Source organism: Rhodococcus sp. 14-2470-1b (assembly GCF_002259415.1).
Classification (GTDB): domain Bacteria; phylum Actinomycetota; class Actinomycetes; order Mycobacteriales; family Mycobacteriaceae; genus Rhodococcoides.
In genome coordinates this window covers 228,102-250,137 of sequence record NZ_NPFY01000019.1, presented here as the reverse complement: position 1 = coordinate 250,137, position 22,036 = coordinate 228,102, and the positions used below count along the sequence as shown (strand labels likewise).

At 64.2% G+C, this 22,036-nt stretch carries 22 protein-coding genes; 7 read left to right on the top strand and 15 right to left on the bottom strand.

Annotation, left to right across the window (positions count from 1 at the left end; all coding sequences use genetic code 11):
- Positions 1 to 16 precede the first annotated feature (16 nt).
- Both CH293_RS15505 and CH293_RS15500 read left to right on the top strand, forming a co-directional pair.
- A complete protein-coding gene (locus CH293_RS15505; protein ID WP_037114037.1) occupies positions 17 to 1,066 on the top strand; it encodes a M48 family metallopeptidase in 1,050 nt (349 codons plus the stop codon).
- Between the two features lie 66 nt (positions 1,067 to 1,132).
- Positions 1,133 to 1,681: a carboxymuconolactone decarboxylase family protein gene (locus CH293_RS15500; protein ID WP_094720722.1), complete on the top strand. Its 549-nt coding sequence runs from the start codon at positions 1,133 to 1,135 to the stop codon at positions 1,679 to 1,681.
- A gap of 88 nt (positions 1,682 to 1,769) precedes the next feature.
- Here the strand turns inward: CH293_RS15500 and lpdA are convergent, their stop codons facing one another.
- The 3 genes from lpdA to CH293_RS15485 are packed head-to-tail and all read right to left on the bottom strand — an operon-like array spanning position 1,770 to position 4,856.
- Positions 1,770 to 3,185, bottom strand: coding sequence for a dihydrolipoyl dehydrogenase (lpdA, locus tag CH293_RS15495; RefSeq protein WP_019666588.1), 1,416 nt, complete (start codon positions 3,183 to 3,185; stop codon positions 1,770 to 1,772).
- A gap of 49 nt (positions 3,186 to 3,234) precedes the next feature.
- Positions 3,235 to 4,215: a dipeptidase gene (locus CH293_RS15490; protein WP_094720721.1), complete on the bottom strand. Its 981-nt coding sequence runs from the start codon at positions 4,213 to 4,215 to the stop codon at positions 3,235 to 3,237.
- A complete protein-coding gene (locus CH293_RS15485) occupies positions 4,212 to 4,856 on the bottom strand; it encodes a GAP family protein (protein WP_094720720.1) in 645 nt (214 codons plus the stop codon). The genes CH293_RS15490 and CH293_RS15485 overlap by 4 nt, the downstream gene beginning before the upstream one ends.
- A gap of 38 nt (positions 4,857 to 4,894) precedes the next feature.
- On the opposite strand from CH293_RS15485, the gene CH293_RS15480 reads away from it, so the two are divergent.
- The gene (locus CH293_RS15480) at positions 4,895 to 6,922 is read left to right on the top strand and encodes a prolyl oligopeptidase family protein (protein ID WP_094720719.1); all 2,028 of its coding nucleotides are present in this window, start codon (positions 4,895 to 4,897) and stop codon (positions 6,920 to 6,922) included.
- On the opposite strand, the gene CH293_RS15475 is transcribed toward CH293_RS15480, so the two are convergent.
- From CH293_RS15475 to ppk2, 4 genes are all read right to left on the bottom strand, one after another.
- A complete protein-coding gene (locus CH293_RS15475; protein WP_094720718.1) occupies positions 6,912 to 7,748 on the bottom strand; it encodes an alpha/beta fold hydrolase in 837 nt (278 codons plus the stop codon). The two genes, CH293_RS15480 and CH293_RS15475, sit on opposite strands and share 11 nt — an antisense overlap.
- 79 nt (positions 7,749 to 7,827) lie before the next feature.
- Entirely contained in the window at positions 7,828 to 7,950 is a 123-nt protein-coding gene (locus CH293_RS28600; RefSeq protein ID WP_254924961.1) for a hypothetical protein, read from the bottom strand.
- A gap of 274 nt (positions 7,951 to 8,224) precedes the next feature.
- Positions 8,225 to 8,353: a hypothetical protein gene (locus tag CH293_RS28595; RefSeq protein WP_020112566.1), complete on the bottom strand. Its 129-nt coding sequence runs from the start codon at positions 8,351 to 8,353 to the stop codon at positions 8,225 to 8,227.
- A 488-nt stretch (positions 8,354 to 8,841) separates the two neighbouring features.
- Positions 8,842 to 9,753, bottom strand: coding sequence for a polyphosphate kinase 2 (gene ppk2, locus CH293_RS15470; RefSeq protein WP_019666596.1), 912 nt, complete (start codon positions 9,751 to 9,753; stop codon positions 8,842 to 8,844).
- Positions 9,754 to 9,913: 160 nt separating this feature from the next.
- On the opposite strand from ppk2, the gene CH293_RS15465 reads away from it, so the two are divergent.
- Positions 9,914 to 10,114, top strand: coding sequence for a PspC domain-containing protein (locus CH293_RS15465; protein WP_019666597.1), 201 nt, complete (start codon positions 9,914 to 9,916; stop codon positions 10,112 to 10,114).
- Positions 10,115 to 10,134: 20 nt separating this feature from the next.
- On the opposite strand, the gene CH293_RS15460 is transcribed toward CH293_RS15465, so the two are convergent.
- Positions 10,135 to 11,538 carry a glucose-6-phosphate dehydrogenase (NADP(+)) gene (locus tag CH293_RS15460; protein WP_094720783.1) on the bottom strand — a complete coding sequence of 468 codons (1,404 nt, stop codon included), beginning with the start codon at positions 11,536 to 11,538 and terminating at the stop codon, positions 10,135 to 10,137.
- A 48-nt stretch (positions 11,539 to 11,586) separates the two neighbouring features.
- Here CH293_RS15460 and CH293_RS15455 point away from each other — a divergent pair, with 48 nt between their 5' ends.
- Positions 11,587 to 12,189 carry a hypothetical protein gene (locus tag CH293_RS15455; protein ID WP_037114017.1) on the top strand — a complete coding sequence of 201 codons (603 nt, stop codon included), beginning with the start codon at positions 11,587 to 11,589 and terminating at the stop codon, positions 12,187 to 12,189.
- Here the strand turns inward: CH293_RS15455 and CH293_RS15450 are convergent.
- Positions 12,186 to 12,758 carry an isochorismatase family protein gene (locus tag CH293_RS15450; protein ID WP_037114016.1) on the bottom strand — a complete coding sequence of 191 codons (573 nt, stop codon included), beginning with the start codon at positions 12,756 to 12,758 and terminating at the stop codon, positions 12,186 to 12,188. The two genes, CH293_RS15455 and CH293_RS15450, sit on opposite strands and share 4 nt — an antisense overlap.
- A gap of 22 nt (positions 12,759 to 12,780) precedes the next feature.
- Between CH293_RS15450 and CH293_RS15445 the strand changes: the two genes are divergently transcribed.
- The gene (locus CH293_RS15445) at positions 12,781 to 13,608 is read left to right on the top strand and encodes an MOSC domain-containing protein (protein WP_255122873.1); all 828 of its coding nucleotides are present in this window, start codon (positions 12,781 to 12,783) and stop codon (positions 13,606 to 13,608) included.
- Between the two features lie 69 nt (positions 13,609 to 13,677).
- Here the strand turns inward: CH293_RS15445 and CH293_RS15440 are convergent, their stop codons facing one another.
- The 3 genes from CH293_RS15440 to aspA are packed head-to-tail and all read right to left on the bottom strand — an operon-like array spanning position 13,678 to position 17,398.
- Positions 13,678 to 14,529, bottom strand: a complete 852-nt coding sequence (locus tag CH293_RS15440; protein WP_037164629.1) for an asparaginase — start codon at positions 14,527 to 14,529, stop codon at positions 13,678 to 13,680.
- Between the two features lie 4 nt (positions 14,530 to 14,533).
- Positions 14,534 to 15,952, bottom strand: coding sequence for an amino acid permease (locus CH293_RS15435; protein WP_094720716.1), 1,419 nt, complete (start codon positions 15,950 to 15,952; stop codon positions 14,534 to 14,536).
- 6 nt (positions 15,953 to 15,958) lie between these two features.
- The gene (gene aspA / locus CH293_RS15430; RefSeq protein WP_094720715.1) at positions 15,959 to 17,398 is read right to left on the bottom strand and encodes an aspartate ammonia-lyase; all 1,440 of its coding nucleotides are present in this window, start codon (positions 17,396 to 17,398) and stop codon (positions 15,959 to 15,961) included.
- 121 nt (positions 17,399 to 17,519) lie between these two features.
- Here aspA and CH293_RS15425 point away from each other — a divergent pair, with 121 nt between their 5' ends.
- A complete protein-coding gene (locus CH293_RS15425; protein ID WP_094720714.1) occupies positions 17,520 to 18,215 on the top strand; it encodes a FadR/GntR family transcriptional regulator in 696 nt (231 codons plus the stop codon).
- Here CH293_RS15425 and CH293_RS15420 read toward each other — a convergent pair.
- From CH293_RS15420 to groL, 3 genes are all read right to left on the bottom strand, one after another.
- Positions 18,212 to 18,892, bottom strand: coding sequence for a hypothetical protein (locus tag CH293_RS15420; protein WP_094720713.1), 681 nt, complete (start codon positions 18,890 to 18,892; stop codon positions 18,212 to 18,214). The genes CH293_RS15425 and CH293_RS15420 overlap by 4 nt on opposite strands.
- Positions 18,893 to 19,001: 109 nt before the next feature.
- Positions 19,002 to 19,955: a non-homologous end-joining DNA ligase gene (ligD, locus tag CH293_RS15415; protein ID WP_094720712.1), complete on the bottom strand. Its 954-nt coding sequence runs from the start codon at positions 19,953 to 19,955 to the stop codon at positions 19,002 to 19,004.
- 169 nt (positions 19,956 to 20,124) lie between these two features.
- Positions 20,125 to 21,750, bottom strand: coding sequence for a chaperonin GroEL (gene groL / locus CH293_RS15410; RefSeq protein WP_026348058.1), 1,626 nt, complete (start codon positions 21,748 to 21,750; stop codon positions 20,125 to 20,127).
- Positions 21,751 to 22,036: the final 286 nt, after the last annotated feature.

Sequence of the window (22,036 nt, the reverse complement as noted above, 5' to 3'; positions counted from 1 at the left end):
ACGCTGGGAGAACCGCTTGACTGCCGCACCGGACCGCACCCGTATCGAGTTTCCGGACATCAGCTCGCGAGCGTGGGAACACCCCTCGGACAGGGCCGCGCTCGTGACCCTGCGCAGCTTGAAGGGTTTCGACACCGTGCTCCGCACCCTCTCCGGGCTGCTCAGGGAACGCCAGCACCGGCTGATGTACCTCGCCACGGCCGTACGCGTCGACGACAAGCAGTTCAAGGATCTGAACGATCTTCGCTCCGACTGCGTGAGCATTCTCGGCGCGGATCAGACGCCCGAACTGTTCGTCATGCAGTCGCCCGTGGTCAACGCGTTCACGATCGGAATGGACCGCCCGTTCATCGTCGTGACCACCGGCCTGCTGGACATCATGACGTACGAGGAACAGAGATTCATCGTCGGTCACGAGCTGGGGCACGCACTGTCCGGACACGCCGTCTACCGCACCGTTCTGATGCACCTCATGCGTCTCGCCGGAACCATCGGCTGGATACCCGTCGGCGGCTGGGCCCTGCGGGCGATCATCGCAGGCTTGATGGAATGGCAACGCAAATCCGAACTTTCGGGTGACCGCGCCGGGCTCCTCTGCGGCCAGGACGTCCACACCGCCATCCGCGTGCAACTCAAGCTGGCAGGCGGTGCCCGCATCAGCGAAATCGACGTCGACGCGTTCCTTGCGCAGGCCGCCGAGTACGAGTCCAGCGGCGACCTACGCGACGGCGTCCTCAAACTCCTCAACATCGAGCTGCTGTCCCACCCGTTCTCGGTTCTCCGCGCAGCGGAGCTGAAGAAGTGGGTGGACAGCGGAGAGTACGCCGCCGTGCTCCGCGGTGAATACCCGCTCAAATCTCAGGACCACCGAGCCAAGGCGTCGGAGGAATTCAAGAACGCGGCAAGAACCTACAAGCAGAACTTCGACGAGTCGGAAGACCCCTTGATCAAGACGATCCGCGATCTCGGTGGTGGCTTCACCGGCGCCGTCGATGCCGTCGGAAACGGAATCGGCGACGTGGCGTCGGACATCAAGGAACGCTTCGACCATTGGCGGAAGTCCTGACTCGTTCCACGCCGACGACTCGCGTTACCTGGTGCGGGGTGGGGGTCGGGCGGTAGCGTCGGTCCGGTGACGACACCCCGCCTCTCCACACCTCGAATTCCGACAGGCACGTTCAAGGAGCTGGGCCCGATCAACTGGGCGTTGTGTCGGATTCTCTCGAAAGTCGCAGGCACACCCAACGCTCACCTGTTCAGCACTCTCGGCCGCAACAAAGGCCTGTTCCGGGGATGGCTGTTCTTCAGCGGGCGCTTGATGCCGGGTGGCCGCATCTCGAAGAAGGAAACCGAACTGGTCATCAACCGCGTCGCTCACCTACGGGACTGCGGATACGAGATGGACCACCACAGCCGCATCGGACGCCGATTCGGCGTGACGAAAGAGCTTCTCGCACAGGTGAAAGAGGGGCCTGAGTCCCCGGGTCTGACCCCCCGGTACCGAACCATCCTCACGGCAACCGACGAACTCCTGAAGACCAAGAACCTGTCCGACCCGACCTGGACCGTCCTGGCCCAGGAATTCGACGAACGCCAACTCATCGAATTCCTGTTGTTGGTAAGCCAATACGACGGCTTGGCCACCACCATCGGCACCCTTCGCATCGAGCGCGATTTCTGAGCTTTCGCCCAGGGAGCACCCGACCGAAAAACGAGAACATCCGCCCACGGCCGAGGCTGTGGGCGGATGTTCTTCGGTGAACGCTGGATCAGAAGTTGATCATGTGTCCGGCGAGGCCGTGGATGGCTTCCTGCAGTGCTTCCGACAGGGTCGGGTGCGTGTGCACGTTGCGAGCCAACTCGTTGACCGTCAGGTCCCACTTCTGCGCGAGCGTCAGTTCCGGCAGCAGCTCGGAAACGTCGGGGCCGATGAGGTGGCCACCGAGCAGCTCGCCGTGCTCGGTGTCGGCGATGAGCTTGACGAAGCCGGTGGCGTCGCCGAGACCGTGTGCCTTGCCGTTGGCTGCGAACGGGAAGTTCGCCACCTTGATGTCCGAGCCACGAGCCTGAGCCTCTTCACGGGCCTGGTCTTCGGTGAGACCGAAGCTGGCGACCTGAGGCTGGCAGAACGTCGCGCGCGGCATCATGCGGTAATCGTCGATCGGGAGTGTCTCGGCACCGCCGATGGTCTCCGCAGCGACGACGGCCTGAGCTTCCGCCACGTGTGCGAGCTGCAGCTTCGCGGTCACGTCGCCGATGGCGTAGATGTGCGGGACGTTGGTCTGCATCGTGTTGGTGATGCCGATGGCGCCGCGGTCGGTGAGCTCGACGCCGGTCTTCTCGAGGCCGAAGCCTTCGACGCGGGGTGCGAAGCCGACGGACTGCATGACCTTGTCGACGGTGAAGGTTTCGCTCTCACCGGACTTGTTGTGCTTGATCTCGACGGTGACCTTGGAGCCGTCGTCGTCGATGCTCTGCACTCCCGCGCCGGTGATGACCTTGACGCCCAGCTTCTTGTACTGCTTCTCGATTTCCTTCGAGACGTCCTTGTCCTCGTTCGGCAGCGCGCGATCGAGGTACTCGACGATGGTGACGTCGACACCGTAGTTCTTGAGGACGTAGCCGAACTCCATGCCGATGGCGCCCGCGCCGACGATGAGGATGGAGCCCGGGAGCTCCTTCGTCATGATCTGCTCTTCGTACGTCACGACGTTCTTGCTCAGCTCGGTACCGGGCAGCAACTTGGTGGTGCTGCCGGTCGAGATGATGGCATTGTCGAACGTGATGGTCTCGGTGCCGCCCTTGGTGAGCTCGACCTCGATGGTGTTGGCGTCGGTGAACGTGCCCTTGCCGTCGTACTCGGGGATCTTGTTCTTCTTCATCAAGAAGTGGATTCCCTTGACGCGGCCCTCGGCAACCTTGCGGCTGCGATCGAACGCTGCGCCGAAGTCGAAGGACGCTTCACCGGAGATGCCGAACAGCTTCGCCTCTTTGGTGAAGAGGTGCGCCAGCTCGGCGTTACGGAGAAGAGCCTTCGAGGGGATGCAGCCGACGTTCAGGCAGACACCGCCCCAGTACTTCTGCTCGATGATGGCAGTGCTCAGTCCGAGTTGTGCCGCGCGGATAGCAGCGACGTACCCACCGGGACCGGCTCCGAGGACAACGACGTCATAGTGTGAGGTCACGATTCCCCAGGATAGTCCCGTCGTGTATCACTGTCTCCAGACGGTCCGGTTACCGGCCGGTAGCACGGCTCCGGACGGCAACCCGCGCAAAGTTTCCTCCGTACACGGCGGCGATCGACGCCTCGTCGAACCCTCGATCACGCAACACAGCAGGCAGCGTCACGACGTCCTCCGGCGGCACCCACTGCAGCATCCCGTACTTGGTGTACTCCTCCGAGAACGCCTCGGGATGCGTCGCGAGTTCCAGATTGAAATCCTCGTGATCGAACGAGTAGTCCGAGCCGATTCCGATGTGGTCGATACCGAGCAGGTCGACGCCGTACTCGATGTGGTCGGCCATGGCCCGGACTCGCTGCGCACCCTCGTCCCGTCCGTTCGGTCCGAGAAAGATGCCGACGCCGTTGATGCCGACGACTCCTCCGGTCCGAGCGCATTCGACTGCCTGTTCGTCGGTGATGTTGCGCGGATGCTCCCAGAGCGCAGAGAAGTTCGAATGGCTGTAGATCATCGGAACCTGCGTCGCCGACGCCAGGTCGAGGCCGGTTCGCGTCGAACAGTGCGAGCCGTCGACCACCATGCCGACACGGTTCATCTCCGCGACGAGGTCGCGTCCGTAGCCGGTGAGGCCGGTGTCGTCGGCGTCGAGGCATCCGCAGCCTGCCGCGTTGGCCCAGTTGTACGACGGAAGCATCGATCGGACACCGAGGCGGTGGAAGTGCGCGACGTTGTCGAGGTCCCCTTCGAGCGGACCGGAATCCTCCAGGTCGAAGGCGAGCGTGATCAGGTTGTCGTCGGGCACCTCGTCGACCATTCGAAATCGACCGTCCAACAGCGCTTTACGACGAAAATCCTCGGCCAATGCCGTCGCGACGGCATACGAGTGCGGCGAGAACCCGACGTTCACCGACACGTACGAACCGAGCGGATACCGTGCGACCTCCGCGATGTCGGCGCCACTTCCATCCGACGAGGCGGTCACCAGAGGCAGACAGCAGTGCTGTTCCCACAGCTTCGCATCCCGCACGTTCATACAGACGCGCCCCCTTTCAGGATCAACACCACCGATACCAGTCCGAGCACCAGGCAGACGATCGCAGAACTGTGCTTCACGAGCCATTCTCGCCAGGACTGCTGGACGGCAGCGGAGTTGCGGCCCGACCTCGCCAGCACCACGAGAGGAGTGACGACCCCGAGCGTCGCGACCACGACCCACACCACCGCAGCGGCGACGGCTTCCGCGCCGTGCAACTCCCACAGCGACAGTTCGGCCACGGCCACCGTCACCAGCATGTAATTGGGCACCCACAAGCCCAGCACGAACGCCGCGATCACCGACAGCCGATCGAGACCTCTCAGCCACTTCGGTGTCTGCCCCGCCGTGCGCCGCCCACGGATCCACAGGACCAGGACAGACAACGCCAGGACGAGGCCGACGGCGAGCTCGAACCAGGCAAGGGCGTGAGACGTCGACTTCGCCCGCGGCCCCGGCGGCAGCAGAGTTGCCGCGAGGACCATCACGACGGCGAGGGCGAGGACGTACCCGAGGACGTACGCGACAAGCTTTCTCGGACCGTTGTCGGTGGCCGCGAGCAGAAACGCGGGCACCACCGACCACGGCCACACCATGACGACAAGACCCACGAGTGCGAACGTCAGCGCATGGCCGGCCATGACCTACGGACAGTACTCGCAGACGGTAGAAATGGTGCATGAGCAACGCGATCGATCCGTACCTCTGGCTCGAAGAAGTCACCGCCGACGAGGCCCTCGACTGGGTCCGCACTCGCAACGCCGCGACCACTGCAGCACTCGCCGGAGACGAGTTCGACGCCACCGAAGCGCGGATCCTCGAGGTCCTGGACACCGACGCGCGGATTCCGTACGCGCGCCGGCGCGGCGAGTTCCTCTACAACTTCTGGCGCGACGCATCCCACGTCCGAGGCATCTGGCGTCGCACGACCATGGACGACTATCGCAAGGACGAGCCCGAGTGGGACGTCCTCCTCGATCTCGACGCCGTCGCCGCCGCGGAGGGCGAGAACTGGGTGTGGAGCGGCGCGCAGGTTCTGCGTCCCGATCAGAAGACCGCGCTGGTGACGATGTCCCGGGGCGGCGCCGACGCCACCGTCGTGCGCGAGTTCGATCTGGAGTCGAGGAGTTTTCGCGGCGACGGGTTCTTCGTTCCGGAGGCCAAGACCGACGTCGGGTACATCGACGCGGACACCGTCTACGTCGGAACCGATTTCGGCGACGGTTCCCTGACCGATTCGGGCTATCCGCGGATCGCCAAGCGCTGGCACCGTGGCACTCCCCTGGCCGAGGCGACGACGGTCTTCGAGGGCGAGGCGTCGGACATCTCGATCTCGGCGTGGCACGACAGAACGCCCGGTTTCGAACGCGACTTCGTTCAGCGTGCCACCGACTTCTACAACGCGGAGCTGTACCTCCTCGAGGGGGACGCACTCACGCTCGTCGAGACCCCGACCGACGCAACCACTTCGGTGCACAAGCAGTGGCTTCTGATCCGCACGATGACCGCGTGGACCGTCGGCGACGTGACGTACCCGTCGGGCGCGTTGCTCGCCACGAACTTCGACGACTTCGTCGGTGGCAGCCGCGACATCACGGTCCTCTTCCGGCCCGACGCCCATCGGTCGTTGCATCAGTGGGCATGGACCGAGAACCACCTGCTCGTCGTCACCCTCGTCGACGTCGCCACCGAAATCGGCATCTACACCCCGAGCGCCGACGGATGGAGCAACACGCCACTCACCGGCCTGCCGGAGCTGACGTCGATCGAGATCGTCGGCACCGACGGCGAAGAGAACGGCGACGAGTTCTTCCTGTCGTCGAGCGGATATCTGACGCCCGCCACGCTGCTGTTCGGAACCGTCGGCGGCGACGTCGAGGCCCTCAAGCAGGCCCCGTCCTTCTTCGACACCGACGGCCTGACCGTCGCACAGCACTTCGCCACGTCCCTCGACGGCACCGCGATCCCCTACTTCGTCGTCCGGAAGGAGCCCACCGACGGCTCACCGGCCCCGACCCTGCTGTACGGCTACGGCGGCTTCGAGATCTCGCTGACCCCGTCGTACAGCGGAGCCACCGGACTGGCCTGGCTGGAGAAGGGCGGGACCTACGTCGTCGCCAACATCCGCGGCGGTGGTGAGTACGGCCCGGACTGGCACACACAGGTCCTCCGCGCGGGACGCCACAAGGTGCACGAGGACTTCGCAGCGGTGGCTCGCGACCTCGTCGACCGGGGTATAACGACGCCGAATCAGCTGGGCGCGCAGGGCGGAAGCAACGGCGGCCTGCTGATGGGCATCATGATCACCAAGTACCCCGAGTTGTTCGGTGCGATCGTCTGCCAGGTTCCGCTTCTCGACATGAAGCGCTACCACCTGTTGCTGGCCGGGGCGTCGTGGGTCGCGGAGTACGGAAACCCCGACGACCCGGACGAGTGGGCGTTCATTGCCGAGTACTCGCCGTATCAGAACATCGTGTCACCCACCGAGAAGAAGTACCCACCCATCCTGATCGCCACCTCCACCCGCGACGACCGAGTCCATCCGGGTCACGCCCGCAAGATGGCGGCTCGGCTCGAAGAAGCAGGGCACACCGTCAGCTACTTCGAGAACATCGAAGGCGGGCACGGCGGCGCAGCCGACAACGCGCAACTCGCGTTCAAGACCGCGCTGACGTACCAGTTCCTGTGGAACACCCTCAGCGACTGAACCAAGCCTCGATCTCCGCGACGACCGTCGCCGGCTGTCGAATCCATTCGTTGTGTCCGCGCGGCGACGAGAGGTGCCGTGTGGTGATCTCCGCGCGCGGGAACTTCTTCAACAGGTTGGCCATCGACGCGCGCGGTGCGAGGTCGTCACCGGCGAGCGTGACCGCGAGGATCGGGAGCGTCAACCGAGCGATGCGTTCCTCGTAGTCGATGTCCGCGCCGGTCGGTTCGATCCGCCCGGTGCGGGCGAACCTCGACCAGTCCTCGATGAGTACTTTCGATTGGCGTCCGAACCCGCCGACGTCGATGCGATCACCGGGCCAGAACCCGGCGATATTGCTGGTCAACGACATCGCCGCTGCGCCGAGGAACAGCGACGCCCCGCGGGCCACACCGAACCCGCGATGGAACGGCGAACCGGACGCGACCAGGATCAACCCGCCGAGCCGTCCCCGAATCCTCGACGCGTACAGGGAACTGAGCTGGCCACCCATGCTGTGACCGAGCGCGTACGGCGTGGCGTCGGGAAACCGTTCGCGGACCACCTCGAAGATTGCGGGAAAATCCACCGAGACGAGCTCCTGATAGCCGTACGTGCTGACCCCGCTCGGCTTCGGTCTGCTGTCTCCCTGTCCTCGGAGGTCCGCCGTCGCGACGTGGAATCCCCGTTCCGCGAGAGCCTGCGCGAACAGCGCGTAGTACCCACCGGGGATGCCGAGGCCAGGCACCACGACGATGACCGGCAGGTCGGACCTCGGAGTCTCGGCTTCGAACAAGCGAACAGGGACGCTCGTCCCGTCGGGCATCTGAATCGGCACTGTCTCCACGTCGACACCTTAGGCCCAGACAGTCGAACAGCCGGCTCGCGTGACGCGAGCCGGCTGTTCGTGTGCCTCGAAGCGTGGGTCAGCCGCCCAGCAGACCACCGAGCAGCCCACCGATCACCGTGAGCAGCCCACCGTCGGTGTCGGCGCCTTCGGAGCTTCCGGCGCTACCGGTGGCGAGGAGGGAAAGAAGTGCAGCAAGCATGAGGATCTCCTTGAGGGGGAAGGCCATGCCACGAATGGGCGGGCTGAGGAAAGTTCTACCAATCGGACCGACCGTGAGGAAAGCGAAGAGATCACAATTGCGTCGTTCGAATGAATGCTTACCGGATCAAATAATCCGTATCGACCGACAAACCTTCGTGAAGTTTTTTTCCGCGCGAGGATTCGGTGCGAATACAAAAACGTCAGCCCGAACCGGATCGCGGTTCGGGCTGACGGAAGATGTTGCGCGGAGACCGCAGAGTGCGGTCGGCCGATCAGCTGACGGGAGGCGTGCCAGGAATGGTCGCCTCGCTCGATCCGCTGTCCGAGCTGCCCGTGGAAAGGAGGGCCAGAAGGCCGAGAAGTTCGGAAAGTTCGATCTTGTTCGACGGCTTGATGGACATCCTGTGAGCTCCTTCGATTCGAGGTCAGGTACTCGGAATGTGAAAGTCACGAAACGATCACTTCCGAATACATTCCTACCAACCGAATATCGAATTGGCTACAGCCACAACGATAAAAAACCGAATGCACTCAAATCGACAGTAAACAGGAAACTTGTTTTCACTGATAACTATCGAATCACCGCGGCCCCCGACACCGCGCGTGATTCAACCGGTCAGGCTGCGCTGCCCGAGGTCAGAACGCCGACGATCTGATCGACGATGGCGTCGACGATGCCGTCGTACACGCCGCTGACGATGTCACCGATGAAGCCTGCTGCAGAACCCATGAGATCTCCTTGAATTTGGAAACGAGCCGATCGATCACGACCCATGTACGTTTTTACCGTATTAACGGGCGGTCTCGGCTCCAACCCCGTTAAATCCAGAAACAAACTTGGTAACGGCTGAGCACCACAACGGTTCGATCACCTGCTTGAACTGCGCATTCACTCACCGATCACGTCGCGAGCCCGGCCGACGAGCAGCGGGTCTGTTTCCCCGACGATCTCGGGGTCCTTGTTCGCGTAGTCGTACTTGTTGAGGATGAACCGCATCGCGTTGATACGAGCACGCTTCTTGTCGTTGCTCTTGACGACGGTCCACGGTGCGACGTCGGTGTCGGTGGCCCTGAAGTTCTCCTCCTTCGCCGCGGTGTACGCATCCCATTTGTCCAACGACGCGAGGTCCATCGGCGAGAGCTTCCACTGGCGAACAGGATCGACCTGACGAATGGCGAACCGAGTGCGCTGCTCGAGCTGCGACACCGAGAACCAGAATTTCGTGAGACTCACCCCGTCGTCGACGAGCATCTGCTCGAACAGCGGTGCCTGACGAACGAATCGAGCGTGCTGGTCCTCGGTGCAGAAGCCCATGACGCGCTCGACGCCTGCACGGTTGTACCAGGAGCGGTCGAACATCACGATCTCGCCCGCGGCGGGCAGATGCTGGATGTATCTCTGGAAGTACCACTCCGTGGACTCGCGAACCGACGGCTTCTCCAGCGCGACGACGCGTGCGCCTCGGGGATTCATGTGCTCCATGAATCGCTTGATGGTGCCGCCCTTGCCTGCGGCGTCGCGGCCCTCGAAGACGATGACGTGACGCTGCCCCGTGTCCTTGATCCACATCTGCAGCTTCAGCAGCTCGATCTGCAACAACCGCTTCTGCAGGTCGTACTCTGCCCGCGTCATCCGCTCCGAGTACGGGTAGTCCTCACGCCAGGTGTCGACGATCCGACCGTCGGGGACGGTCAGAAGAACGGGGTCGTCGTCGTCGTTGTCGTCCACGACGAACCCGGAGGTGTCCGTCAGGTCGACCGCCGTGGCCAGGTCGCCGAGGAGGCTGAAATCTTGCGTCATGACCGCAGAAGCTAGCCGGATACGGAAACGAACCGGTGACACTTCGGTGAACGACGGACGCGGTTCACCCCGAGAAGCGTGGACATGCGCTACGAATCAGGGTCGAGATGGGGGTTGTTCCCGATGTGCCGGGGCCCTGACATCGCGCAGACTTCGTGTCATGACTTACACCAACGCCCCCAAGGAATTCGTTCGCTCCGACTCGCAGAAGATGATCGCCGGTGTGTGTGGCGGTGTCGCCGAGTACTTCGAGATCGACCCGAACCTCGTTCGAGTGCTCACCGTCATCGGTGCATTCGTCTCGGCCGGCACCGTCGCCCTCGTCTACCTCGCGGCGTGGATGCTGATGCCCCAGCGCTGACCTTCCACCTGGTACAGCGGTCAGTGCACCAACCAACCGCACGGCGCGGCGAGGTCGTCTGCCTCCTTCGGTCCCATCGACCCCGGTGCGTACGACTTCACTGCGGGAGGATCGTTCAGCAGCGGCGCGGCGACCTCCCACACGTGAGCCAAGCCGTCGGGCCGGGTGAACAGCGACCGGTCTCCGTTCAGCACGTCGAGGATCAGACGTGAGTAGGGGGACAACGGTTCGGCATCGGGCACCGACGGCAGCGGCAGGGACAGGTGGCCGACGGACAGGTCGAAGTCCGGGCCCGGCTCCTTCACCGTCATCGCGACGTCGATCGCACCGTTGCCGGACAGGTCGAAGGACAACACCGCACCGTCGCGGGGCAGGTCCTTCACTGGACTGTTCGCCGGAGTCCTGAACACCAGCGACACACGCTGGGCACCGACCCCCAGCATCTTTCCGGTGCGCAGCAAGAAGGGGACTCCACGCCATCGGTCGGTGTCGACCCACAGCGTCGCGGCGACGAACGTGTCCACGATCGAATCGTCGGCCACGCCCTCGACGTCGCGGTACCCGTCGTACTGACCGAGCACCACTTCGGAGGTGTCGATCGGCTTGAAACACCCGATGACGGATTCACGCGCGGACTGCAGGTCCTCCGCATCGAGCGTCGCGGGCGGTTCCATCGCGACCTCCGCGGCAACCTGGAACAGGTGCGTCACCAGCATGTCCAGTACGGCACCGGTGCTGTCGTAGAACTCGGCCCGGTCGTCGATGTTCAGCGTTTCCGGTACGTCGATCTGCACCTGCTCGACGTGCTCGGAGTTCCAGATCCCGTCGATCATGCCGTTCGCGAATCTCAGCACGTGCAGGTTCTGCGTCGCTTCCTTGCCCAGGAAGTGATCGATCCGGTAGATCTGCTTCTCGTCCAACACGTCGTGCACAGCCTTGTCGAGCTGCTCGAATGCCTTCTGCGACGTGCCGAACGGCTTCTCGTACACCACCCGTGCGCCGTCGGCGAGGCCGTGTGCACCCAGCGCGGCCGTGTAATCCTCGAACGTGCTCGGCGGCAGTGCGATGTAGTGCACGAGCTGCGCGTCGCCGATGTCCTCACGAGCCTTCGCGACGACGTCGACGAGATCACCCGGGTCGTCCACGGTGAACCCGTTGCCTGCGAACCGAATTCGCTCGGAGAACGAATCCCAGTCGTCCGCCCCTGAGCCGAACTCCTCGAGTGCACTACGCACGTGATCCCGGAACTCGTCGTCGGACGTGTCGTGCCTGCCGTTGCCGACGAGAAGCCACTCCTCCGGGAGCAGTCCTTCGACATGGAGTTGATGGAACGACGGCAGGACCATGCGCTTGGCAAGGTCGCCTGTCGCACCGAACAGGACGAAGATCGTGGGTTGCTGCGAATCGGAACGCGTGGACGCCATGAATCCATCATGCACCCAGAACAACGCCGCAGGGTTACAGTCGGTGTGATGGGAAGATCACGGTTTCACGGTGAGATATTCGGAGTAGGTACCTCGTCGGGCGTACGCATCGTCGTCGGGCACTGGACCCGATCTCCGCTCGGAGAGTTCACCGACGTCATGATCCAGTTCTCCGGCGGCCACCGCCTTCTGCTCGCACCGGACGACAACGTACGCGAATTCGTCACCGCGACATACACGTTCGACGACGTGTCACTGACCCCGGTCGTCTTCACGCGAGTCGGCGACACGGTGACCGTGAACACCGACGCCCTACGACTCACCCTGAGAACGGGACGCTCCACCGCACTCGGCGCACTCCTCGCGGTGGTCCCGTCCTCCATCTCCACCGCACCGTGGTTCTGCCGCATCTCCGATCCCATCGCACGGGTCGTCCTCCGAGGTGTACGCACCCGCGGCAGTGCAGGAAACGACAGGCGCGAGTACTACGGCGCGAAGCACCAACACCGAATCATCGGCGCCTCCGCGTCCTGGCGCGGCGATGACCTGGGCCACCTGACGCCCGTCACTCCCCCGGTCACTTTCGGGTTCGGCAGTACCCCGGCGGCACCGTCGGTCACGTCGATCACGACCACCATCGACACGCCCTAGGCCAGCACGGCACCGGCGTCGGACAGTTCTTTCAGGGCGGTCTCGGAGGACTCCGGCGCGACCCCTGCAACGAACTCGGTCAGAATTCGGACGGTCAGGCCATGGTGGATCGCGTCCAGGGCGGAGGCCCGCACGCAGTAGTCGGTCGCAATGCCGACGACGTCGATGTCGGTGACCTCGTTGGCATCCAGCACGTCTCGCAGCGCAGTGCCGTCCTCGGTGCTGCCCTCGAACGCGGAGTAGGACGCCTCGCCCTGCCCCTTCAGGACATGCACGTCGACCGAGTCCGTCGCGAACTCCGGGTGGTACTCGGCGCCGGCAGTGCCCGCAACACAGTGCACCGGCCACGTCGTCACGAAGTCGGGCTGCTCGTCGGTGGCGAAGTGGCCACCGTTGTCACTGTCGGCATCGTGCCAGTCACGCGATGCGACGATGACGTCGTACGTGTCGCCCTGCCGCGCGAGAAGTCCGCTGATCCGACGCGCGACATCTGCACCGCCCACGACTCCGAGAGCACCGCCTTCGGTGAAATCGTTCTGAACATCGACTACCAACAATGCACGTGTCATGGCCCCCAGTATCCTCGCCGGTGTGAGTGCCACAGGTCGGAGTGCCACAGTGTCCGAATTGGTCTGCTACCCGGTCAAGGGTTGCGCCGGGCAGTCACTCGATACCGCACGGATGACGGTCCGCGGGATCGAACACGATCGAGAATTCATGATCGTCGACGACGACTTCGCGTTCCGCAGCCAACGCAGCGACCCCGTCCTCGCCGTGGTGACGCCGTCGATCGACGGTGACGAACTGACGCTCACGCACGAGGAATTCGGATCGGTCACCTGCACGATCGATCGACGGTCACGGCCGATCGACGTCACCATGTTCCGCGCGCCGTTCCTCGGCATCGATCAGGGCGACGACGTCGCGTCGTGGTTGAGCGAGGTCGTCGGCGAGGCGTCGCGGTTGGTTGCCGTCCCCTCCGACTTCCACCGCGTCACCGACGGAATCACCCCAGGGACAGCGGCATTCGCGGACAGCTCCGCGGTCCACATCCTCTCGGAGTCCACGCTGGACGGATTGAACACCCGGATGGACGCGCCGCTTCCGATGAATCGATTCCGGCCGAACATCGTCGTCACCGGCTGGGACGACCCCCACACCGAGGACCTCGTCCGCGACGTCTCGATCGGAGAGACAGAGCTCGCCTACACCAAACTCGCGATCCGCTGCCCCGTCACCACTGTCGACCAGGCGCGCGGAGTGCGGGACGGACGCGAACCACTGAAAACCCTCGGCACGTACCGAAAGGCACGGCAGAAGGGCGTTGCCTTCGGCGCGAAATTCAGCGTGGTCGACGGCGGCACACTCTCCGTCGGGGACAGCGTGAACGTCACGACCTGGGGCGAATCGGAACTGTAGGCGGGCCTGACGCTCCACTTTGGAGGCCGATACGACCGATCTTGCCCGGAATCGACCGATAATGGAGCGTCAGGCCCGGTGTGCGATCTGTACCGCGAGCACCACCCGCGCCTGGCCTGCGCGTAGCAACGGCGAGAACACGGCCCCGGCGTCCACGAGATCCGCTCCGCCGCCGCCACCGCCGTACGTGGGCTCGATGGTCCCGACGGGCACGCGAGTGGTGACGACGACCGGTACACCCGCGCTCTTCACCGCCGCCACGACGGACGGATTGGTGTTCCCGGACCCGGTGGCCTCGAGCACGATGCCCTGAGCGCCCGCGGAGACGAAGGCGTCGATGGCCACTGCGTCGGCGCCGGGGTACAGCGCCACGATGTCCACGCGGACACCGGAGATCGGAGTCCGAGGCACGACATCGCGCGGCTCACCGGAGCTGACGAATGCGTCGAGTTCCGTTGTGTGCCACTTGGACAGTCCCCGCGCAGGCAGCGTCCGTCCACCGAACACGACGAGTACACCGCGGCCACGGTTCGCCTCGTCGAGAACGGCGTCGACGGCCGCGGCGACGTTGCCCGGACCGTCCGCGTCCGCGTGGTCGGACGTGCGCTGTGCACCGGTGAACACCACGGGCCTCGGGTCCCCGTGGAACAGATCCACCAACAGCGAGGACTCTTCCATCGTGTCCGTGCCGTGCAGCACCACCACACCCAGGCAGGCCGGGTCGTCGAGCTCGTCGAACACGGCGTCGACGATGCGGTCCAGGTCCGCGAAGTCGAACGCCGAGCTGTCCTTGGACATCAGGGTGCGGACCCGTACTTCGCCCGGCAGGTCGAAACCCACGGAGCCGGGCCTCGAGATGCCGTCCTCGTCGCGGCTGCTCCCGATGGTTCCGCCTGTTGTCAGCAGGGCAATGTGAGACAAGCCGTCATCCCTCTCGTTCTTCGGCCACTGCGGCAATCCGATTGCGGCACAGGAACCATCCGCCGACGAGCAACGGTGCGATGATCAGGATCGACGCGATGGTCCAGGTACCGACCGGCTTGTCGAACGCCATCAGAATCAACACGGCGAGGAGGAAGACCAACGTCGCGATACCGGTGTAGGGAGCGCCGAACATCCGGAACTTCGGCCGGGCGAGGTCTCCCGAGCGAGAGCGCGACCACAGCTTCAGTTGACACAGAATGATCACCGCCCATGCGCTGATGATACCGAGGGCCGCGAAGTTCAACACGATCTCGAACGCCTGTGCCGGTACTGCAGCGTTGAGTCCGACGCCGGCGAGCGCCACCAACGCTGTCAAGGCGATTCCGCCGTAGGGAACTCCGGCCTTGTTCATCCGAGCCGCGAACTTCGGTGCGGATCCGGCGACGGCCATCGAGTGGAGGATGCGGCCCGTCGAATACAGCCCGGCGTTCAGCGAGGACAGTGCTGCGGTGAGCACCACGAGGTTCATGATGGCGTCGGCGCCCTGCACGTCGATCGCGCCGAAGAACGTGACGAACGGACTTTCCCCTGCGTGATATGCGCTGTACGGCAACAGAAGCGACAGCAGTAGCACCGAACCCACGTAGAACACCAGGATCCTGACGATCACCGTGTTGATCGCCTTGGGTATGACCTTCTCCGGGTTCGCGGTCTCTCCCGCCGCGGTGCCGACGAGCTCGATCGACGCATACGCGAACACGACGCCCTGCACCACGACGATCGCGGGCAGCAGCCCGTTGGGGATCAGTCCGCCGTTGTCGGTGATGACCGACAAGCCTGGAGCCTGACCGTCGATGGGAGTTCCGAAGATGACGTAGTACACGCCGACGACCAGGAAGGTGACCAAGGCGAGAACCTTGATGAGCGCGAACCAGAACTCGAGCTCTCCGAAGACCCTGACCGACACCAGATTCAGACCGAGTACGAGAACCAGGCCGATCAGCGCGAAGACCCACTGGTCCACATCTCCGAGTGGCGCCCAGTACTTCTTGAAGAAGTTCATGTACAGCGCAACCGCTGTCACGTCGACCACGGCCGTCATGGCCCAGTTCATCCAGTACAGCCAGCCGGCCGCGAACGCCATCTTCTCCCCGAAGAATTCGCGTGCGTAGGACACGAAGCTTCCCGACGACGGTCGGTGCATCACCAGTTCGCCGAGCGCGCGGAGGATCAGGAAAGCGAAGAACCCGCAGAGAGCGTAGACGAGCACCAGGGCCGGACCGGAGTCGTGCAACCGTCCGCCTGCGCCCATGAAGAGGCCGGTTCCGATCGCACCTCCGATGGCGATCATCTGAATCTGTCTCGGTACCAGAGCTTTACGGTATCCGAGGTCTTCCGAATGTCGAGTGTCGACTGTCATGTGCGGCTACCTTGTCGAAGTTTCGGGGGCATCGGCGTGCGGTGCAGGCGCGACGCGGAGATTGGCGAGATGTTGCGGGCTGAGCAGACGATCCAGTTCTTCACGGGCCAGTAGCTTCTTCTCGAGCACGAGGTCGACGACATTGCGGCCACTGACCAACGCCTCCTGGGCGATCGTCGTGGACTCGACGTAACCGAGGTACGGGCTCAGTGCGGTGACGAGGCCGATGGAGTTCTCCACACGCTCGCGGAGCAGATCGGCGTTGGCGGTGATGCCGTCCACGCATCGCGTCGCGACGGTACGGCAGGCTGCGCCGAGATGCGCCATGCCTTCGGACAGCGACTTCACGATGATCGGCTCGAAGGCGTTGAGCTGCAGCTGCCCCGCCTCGGCGGCCATCGTGATGGTGACGTCGTGGCCGATCACCTCGTAAGCCACTTGATTGAGGACTTCCGGGATCACCGGGTTGACCTTGCCCGGCATGATCGACGAACCCGCCTGCATCGGAGGCAGATTGATCTCGTTCAGACCGGCCCGAGGACCCGAGGACAGCAGACGCAGATCGTTGCAGATCTTCGAGAGCTTCACCGCGATCCGCTTGAGCACGCCGGACAAGTGAACGAACTGCCCCACGTCCTGCGTCGCCTCGATCAGATCGGTCGCCGTGACCAGCGGAAGGCCCGTCTTGGCGCGCAGATGCTCGCATGCGGCCGCGGTGTATCCGGCGGGTGCATTGAGACCCGTACCGATGGCCGTTGCACCGAGATTGATCTCGTGCACCAGCAGCGCAGCTTCCTCCAGCCGCGAGCAATCCTCGTCGATCATGATCGCGTACGTTCCGAACTCCTGACCGAGCGTCATCGGAACCGCGTCCTGCAACTGAGTGCGTCCCATCTTCACGACGGTGGCGAACTCGGATGCCTTGCGGCGGAACGCGTCGCGCAGAAACTTCATGGACTCGATCAGCTCGTGAGCCGCATAGATCGTCGCGATGTTCACGGCCGTCGGGTACACGTCGTTGGTGGACTGACTGGCGTTGACGTGCTCGTTGGGATGCAGATGACTGTAGTCACCGTGCGCATGACCGAGAATCTCGAGCGCCCGGTTGGCGATCACCTCGTTGGCGTTCATGTTGGTGGAGGTGCCCGCACCGCCCTGAACGACGTCCACGACGAACTCGTCGTGCCACTGCCCGTCCAGAATCTCGTCGCATGCCCGACGGATCGCGTCACTTCGGGTGGCGTCGAGAATCCCCAGATCCTCGTTGGCGGAGGCCGCGGCCCACTTCACGGCAGCCAGGCCGCGGATCAGGTGGGCGTTGGTACCTATCGAACGTCCCGTGATGGGGAAGTTCTCCAGAGCGCGCAGGGTGTGTATGCCCCAGTACGCCTCCGCGGGTATCTCGCGTTCACCGAGAAGGTCCTTCTCGATTCGAGTCTCCACCACGTCCTGCTCCTTCTGATGTCCGGCTGTCCGGCTGTCTGACAGGTTAGAGTGTGAACCAAGACACGTCCGTCCGTCAACCGTCACCTTGACTCCCCCGCCGCAGGAAGAGGACTATTCAGACATGAACCTGTCGGACAGCTGGGCGGTCAGTCAGCCGACCGCAACGAGACTGAGCGCAGCAGAGGCCGTGTTCGCCGACATCCGCGACGCCATCGTCGCCGGCCAGATCGCCATCGGCGAACGACTCCCCGCCGAGAGCGCACTGGCCACCAGATACGCCGTCAGCCGATCCGTGATCCGAGAGGCACTTCGATCGTGCAACGCACTCGGGCTCACCGAAACCAAAACGGGCCGCGGCACTTTCGTCACCCGAGATCGCGTCACCGGCGATCTCGACATCGGCAACTACGACGCCCGGGAACTGATGGAAGCCCGCCCCCACGTGGAAATCCCGTCGGCCGGCTGGGCAGCCGAGCGTCGCACCGACGAAGACCTGGCCGTCCTCGAAGGGCTCACCGACGAAATGCGAGGCGAGGACGACCACCAGGCCTGGGTTCTGCTCGACGGCCAATTCCACACCGCCATCGCCCGAGCCAGCAAGAACCGCGTGTTCGAAGCGATCATCGTCGACATCCGCGGCGCGCTCACCCGCCAATCGGAGACGCTCAACCTCGTCGCCCGACGCCAGCAGAAGTCCAATACCGAACACGACCTCATCGTCGAGGGCATTCGGTCCGGCAGCTACGAGAAGGCCGCCGAGGCCATGGCCGCGCACCTCGACGCCGTCCGGGGCGCCGTGGAATCGCTCCGCCGTTAGCTCCAGCTCACGTTCCAGTCACGCGCGAACATGAACGCGCCTTCGGTTCCCCAGCAGGTGACGCCGAACATCTCGTCGGATTCGCACACCACGCCGACCGCGGACAACACCTGACCGTATTCGAGCACTCGAGGTTCGTCGGCCGTGTAGATCCCTTGCGTCGTGCAGATGTGTTGCGCCCCAACGTCGTTGACCCGCACTGCGTACTTGTCGTTCTCGGCATTGGTGCATGTGCGGCCTTCGAACGGCGCGACACTCGTCTGCGCCTGACAACCCACCTGGCCTGCAGGTGATCCCCCAGCCCAGATCCCGCACTGAACATTGCCCGAGGGCGTGGTGAAGTTGTACTGGTACAGATCGGTAGCGAACAGTGCCGGGTCGACATTGCCGGAATCGAGGCTCGGCCGCGGCTGATTCCACGGGAACAGATCCGACACTTCCTCGGGTGTCCGCGTCGTCGCCGACGCCGCGGCCTGCTGCTGGGGCTCGGGTGTCGGCGCAGCTTGGACGTCGGATTGCGACGGCGGCGCGGCTGCCTCCGTCGTGGCAACGGCCGACGTGTCGGTTGTTGCAGCACCGTCCGGTGCAGCAGCGTCGGAATCCGCGCCGGAGCAGGCGCTTACAGCCAAGACAGCAGACAGTGCAGCAACAAGTGCAGTCTTTCGAGCGACGGACATCGGTTCTCCTCGTCCCGAGCCGGCCGCGCGCCCACTCGTCTACCCGTCCTATCGGTCTGTTTTACGAAGCCATTAACCGATCACGGATAACGATGGAGACTCGAATCGGTTACTCCGACGGTTCCGTCAGCCCTTCTCGCTCGTCGCGCTCTGCCCACTCCAGCAAGGGGTCGAGCGAGAACACCGCCTCGTCGATGCCGTCGTGCAGGTCGCCGAGTGTCGCGAACCGCTCCGGCACCGTGAAGATCGTGAAGTCACGCGGATCGACGTCCGGCACCTCGTTCCAGGAAATCGGCGTCGACACCGTCGCTTGCTGATTGCCTCGCACCGAGTAAGCGCTGGCAATGGTGTGGTCCCGCGCGTTCTGGTTGTAATCGACGAACAGCTTCGTCGGATCGCGGTCCTTGCGCCACCACACCGTCGTCACGTCGTCGGGGGCGCGGCGCTCCACCTCACGGGCGAACGCGAGCGCAGCGCGTCGAACATCCTTGAATCCGTACTCCGGCGCAATCCGCACGTAGATGTGCAGCCCATGTCCACCAGATGTCTTCGGCCAGCCCGTCGCACCCAGATCTTCGAGGACCTCGGCGGCGACGCCGGCGACTCGGCGAACCCGATCGAACGGGCAGTCCGGCATGGGATCGAGATCGATGCGCCACTCGTCGGGCATCTCCACGTCCGCGCGTCGGGAGTTCCAGGGGTGGAACTCCACCGTCGACATCTGTACCGCCCATACGACGTGCGCCAACTCGGTGACGCACAGTTCGTCGGCGGTTCGGTTGTAGCGCGGGAACGTCACCCGCACGGTCCCGAGCCAGTCCGGGGCGCCGTTCGGCACACGCTTCTGGTGAACCTTGTCTCCCGCCAAGCCTTTCGGGAACCGGTGCATCATGCACGGCCGCTCCCGTAGAGCACGGACGATGCCGTCGCCGACGCCGAGGTAGTAGTTCACCAGATCGAGCTTGGTGGCCCCGCTCTCGGGGAAGTACACCCGGTCGGGGTTGGAGACACGCACGATGCGCTCCCCCACCTCGAGTTCGATCGCCTCCGACGCTGCTGCCATCCCTCGAGCCTAGACATCCAGCGCCTAGCTGCACACAGATCGAGCTCCGGAGTCACATCCGGCCTTGCGAACCCGATTTGTGTGCATCCAGGGCACACGTACACCCAGGCCACGAGCACGAAAAAGCCCGACCCCACCGAAGTGGAGTCGGGCCGATTCGAGAGACGGACTAGAAGTCCATGCCGCCCATGCCACCGGTCGGGTCGCCTGCGGGCGCTCCGGCCTTCTCGGGCTTGTCGGCGACGACGGCCTCGGTCGTCAGGAACAGAGCCGCGATGGACGCTGCGTTCTGCAGTGCCGAGCGGGTGACCTTGACCGGGTCGTTGATGCCTGCAGCGAGCAGGTCCTCGTACTCGTTGGTCGAGGCGTTGAGGCCGTGACCGGACGGGAGGTTGCGGACCTTCTCTGCGACGACGCCGGGCTCGAGGCCTGCGTTGAACGCGATCTGCTTGAGCGGTGCTTCGAGGGCGACGCGGACGATGTTCACGCCGGTTGCCTCGTCGCCGTCGAGCTTCAGGTTGTCGAGTGCGGGCGAAGCCTGCAGCAGCGCGACGCCACCACCTGCGACGATGCCCTCTTCGACGGCAGCCTTGGCGTTACGCACTGCGTCTTCGATGCGGTGCTTGCGCTCCTTGAGCTCGACCTCGGTCGCTGCTCCGGCCTTGATGACTGCAACGCCACCGGCCAGCTTGGCCAGGCGCTCCTGCAGCTTCTCGCGGTCGTAGTCGGAGTCGGAGTTCTCGATCTCGGCGCGGATCTGGCTGACGCGTCCGGCGATGGCGTCGGAGTCGCCCGAGCCCTCGACGATGGTGGTCTCGTCCTTGGTGATGACGACCTTGCGTGCCTGACCGAGGAGCTCGAGGCCTGCGGTCTCCAGCGAGAGGCCGACCTCTTCGCTGATGACCTCGCCACCCGTGAGGATGGCGATGTCGGCGAGCTGAGCCTTGCGGCGGTCACCGAAGCCGGGAGCCTTGACGGCAACGGACTTGAAGGTGCCACGGATCTTGTTCACGACGAGGGTGGAGAGAGCTTCGCCCTCGACGTCCTCGGCGATGATGACGAGCGGCTTGCCCGACTGGATGACCTTCTCGAGCAGCGGCAGCAGGTCCTTGACCGTGGAGATCTTGGAGCTGACGAGCAGGATGTACGCGTCTTCGAGGACGGCTTCCTGGCGCTCTGCATCGGTGGCGAAGTACGCCGAGATGTAGCCCTTGTCGAAGCGCATGCCCTCGGTGAGCTCGAGCTGCAGGCCGAAGGTGTTGGACTCCTCGACCGTGATGACGCCTTCCTTGCCGACCTTGTCCATGGCCTCGGCGATGAGCTCGCCGATGGACGGGTCGCCTGCGGAGATGCCGGCGGTAGCAGCGATCTGCTCCTTGGTGTCGATCTCCTTGGCGGAAGCGAGCAGCGACTCGGTGACGGCTGCGACAGCCTTCTCGATGCCGCGCTTCAGGCCGAGCGGGTTCGCGCCGGCTGCGACGTTGCGCAGGCCTTCACGAACGAGTGCCTGGGCGAGAACGGTAGCGGTGGTGGTGCCGTCGCCTGCGACGTCGTCGGTCTTCTTGGCGACCTCTTTGACGAGCTCGGCGCCGATCTTCTCGTAGGGATCCTCGAGCTCGATCTCCTTGGCGATGGAGACGCCGTCGTTGGTGATCGTGGGGGCGCCCCACTTCTTCTCGAGCACGACGTTGCGACCCTTGGGGCCCAACGTCACCTTTACTGCGTCGGCGAGGGCGTTGAGGCCTCGCTCGAGGCCACGGCGTGCCTCTTCGTCGAACGCGATGATCTTGGCCATTGCGAAGTGATCCTCCGGATAGGGGGTGACACGCAGAGCGACCGCTTGCCGGGTCGCTCCAATTGCGCAGAGCGACCGTGTTCAGTCGCTCTTCTGCACTTGCTCGGCCGAGTTCGGTGCCCGCGACGGACGACCAGGGGTGTCGATGATTCCCAGCCTCACCGTCCCGACCTGGCACTCACAAGGCGCGAGTGCCAACTGCATTTCTAGCACTCGACCATGGCGAGTGCAAGGTCGTCGCCGAACTGTTCGCCTACGGCGCAGAAGCGCGGCCGAGTCCGACGCC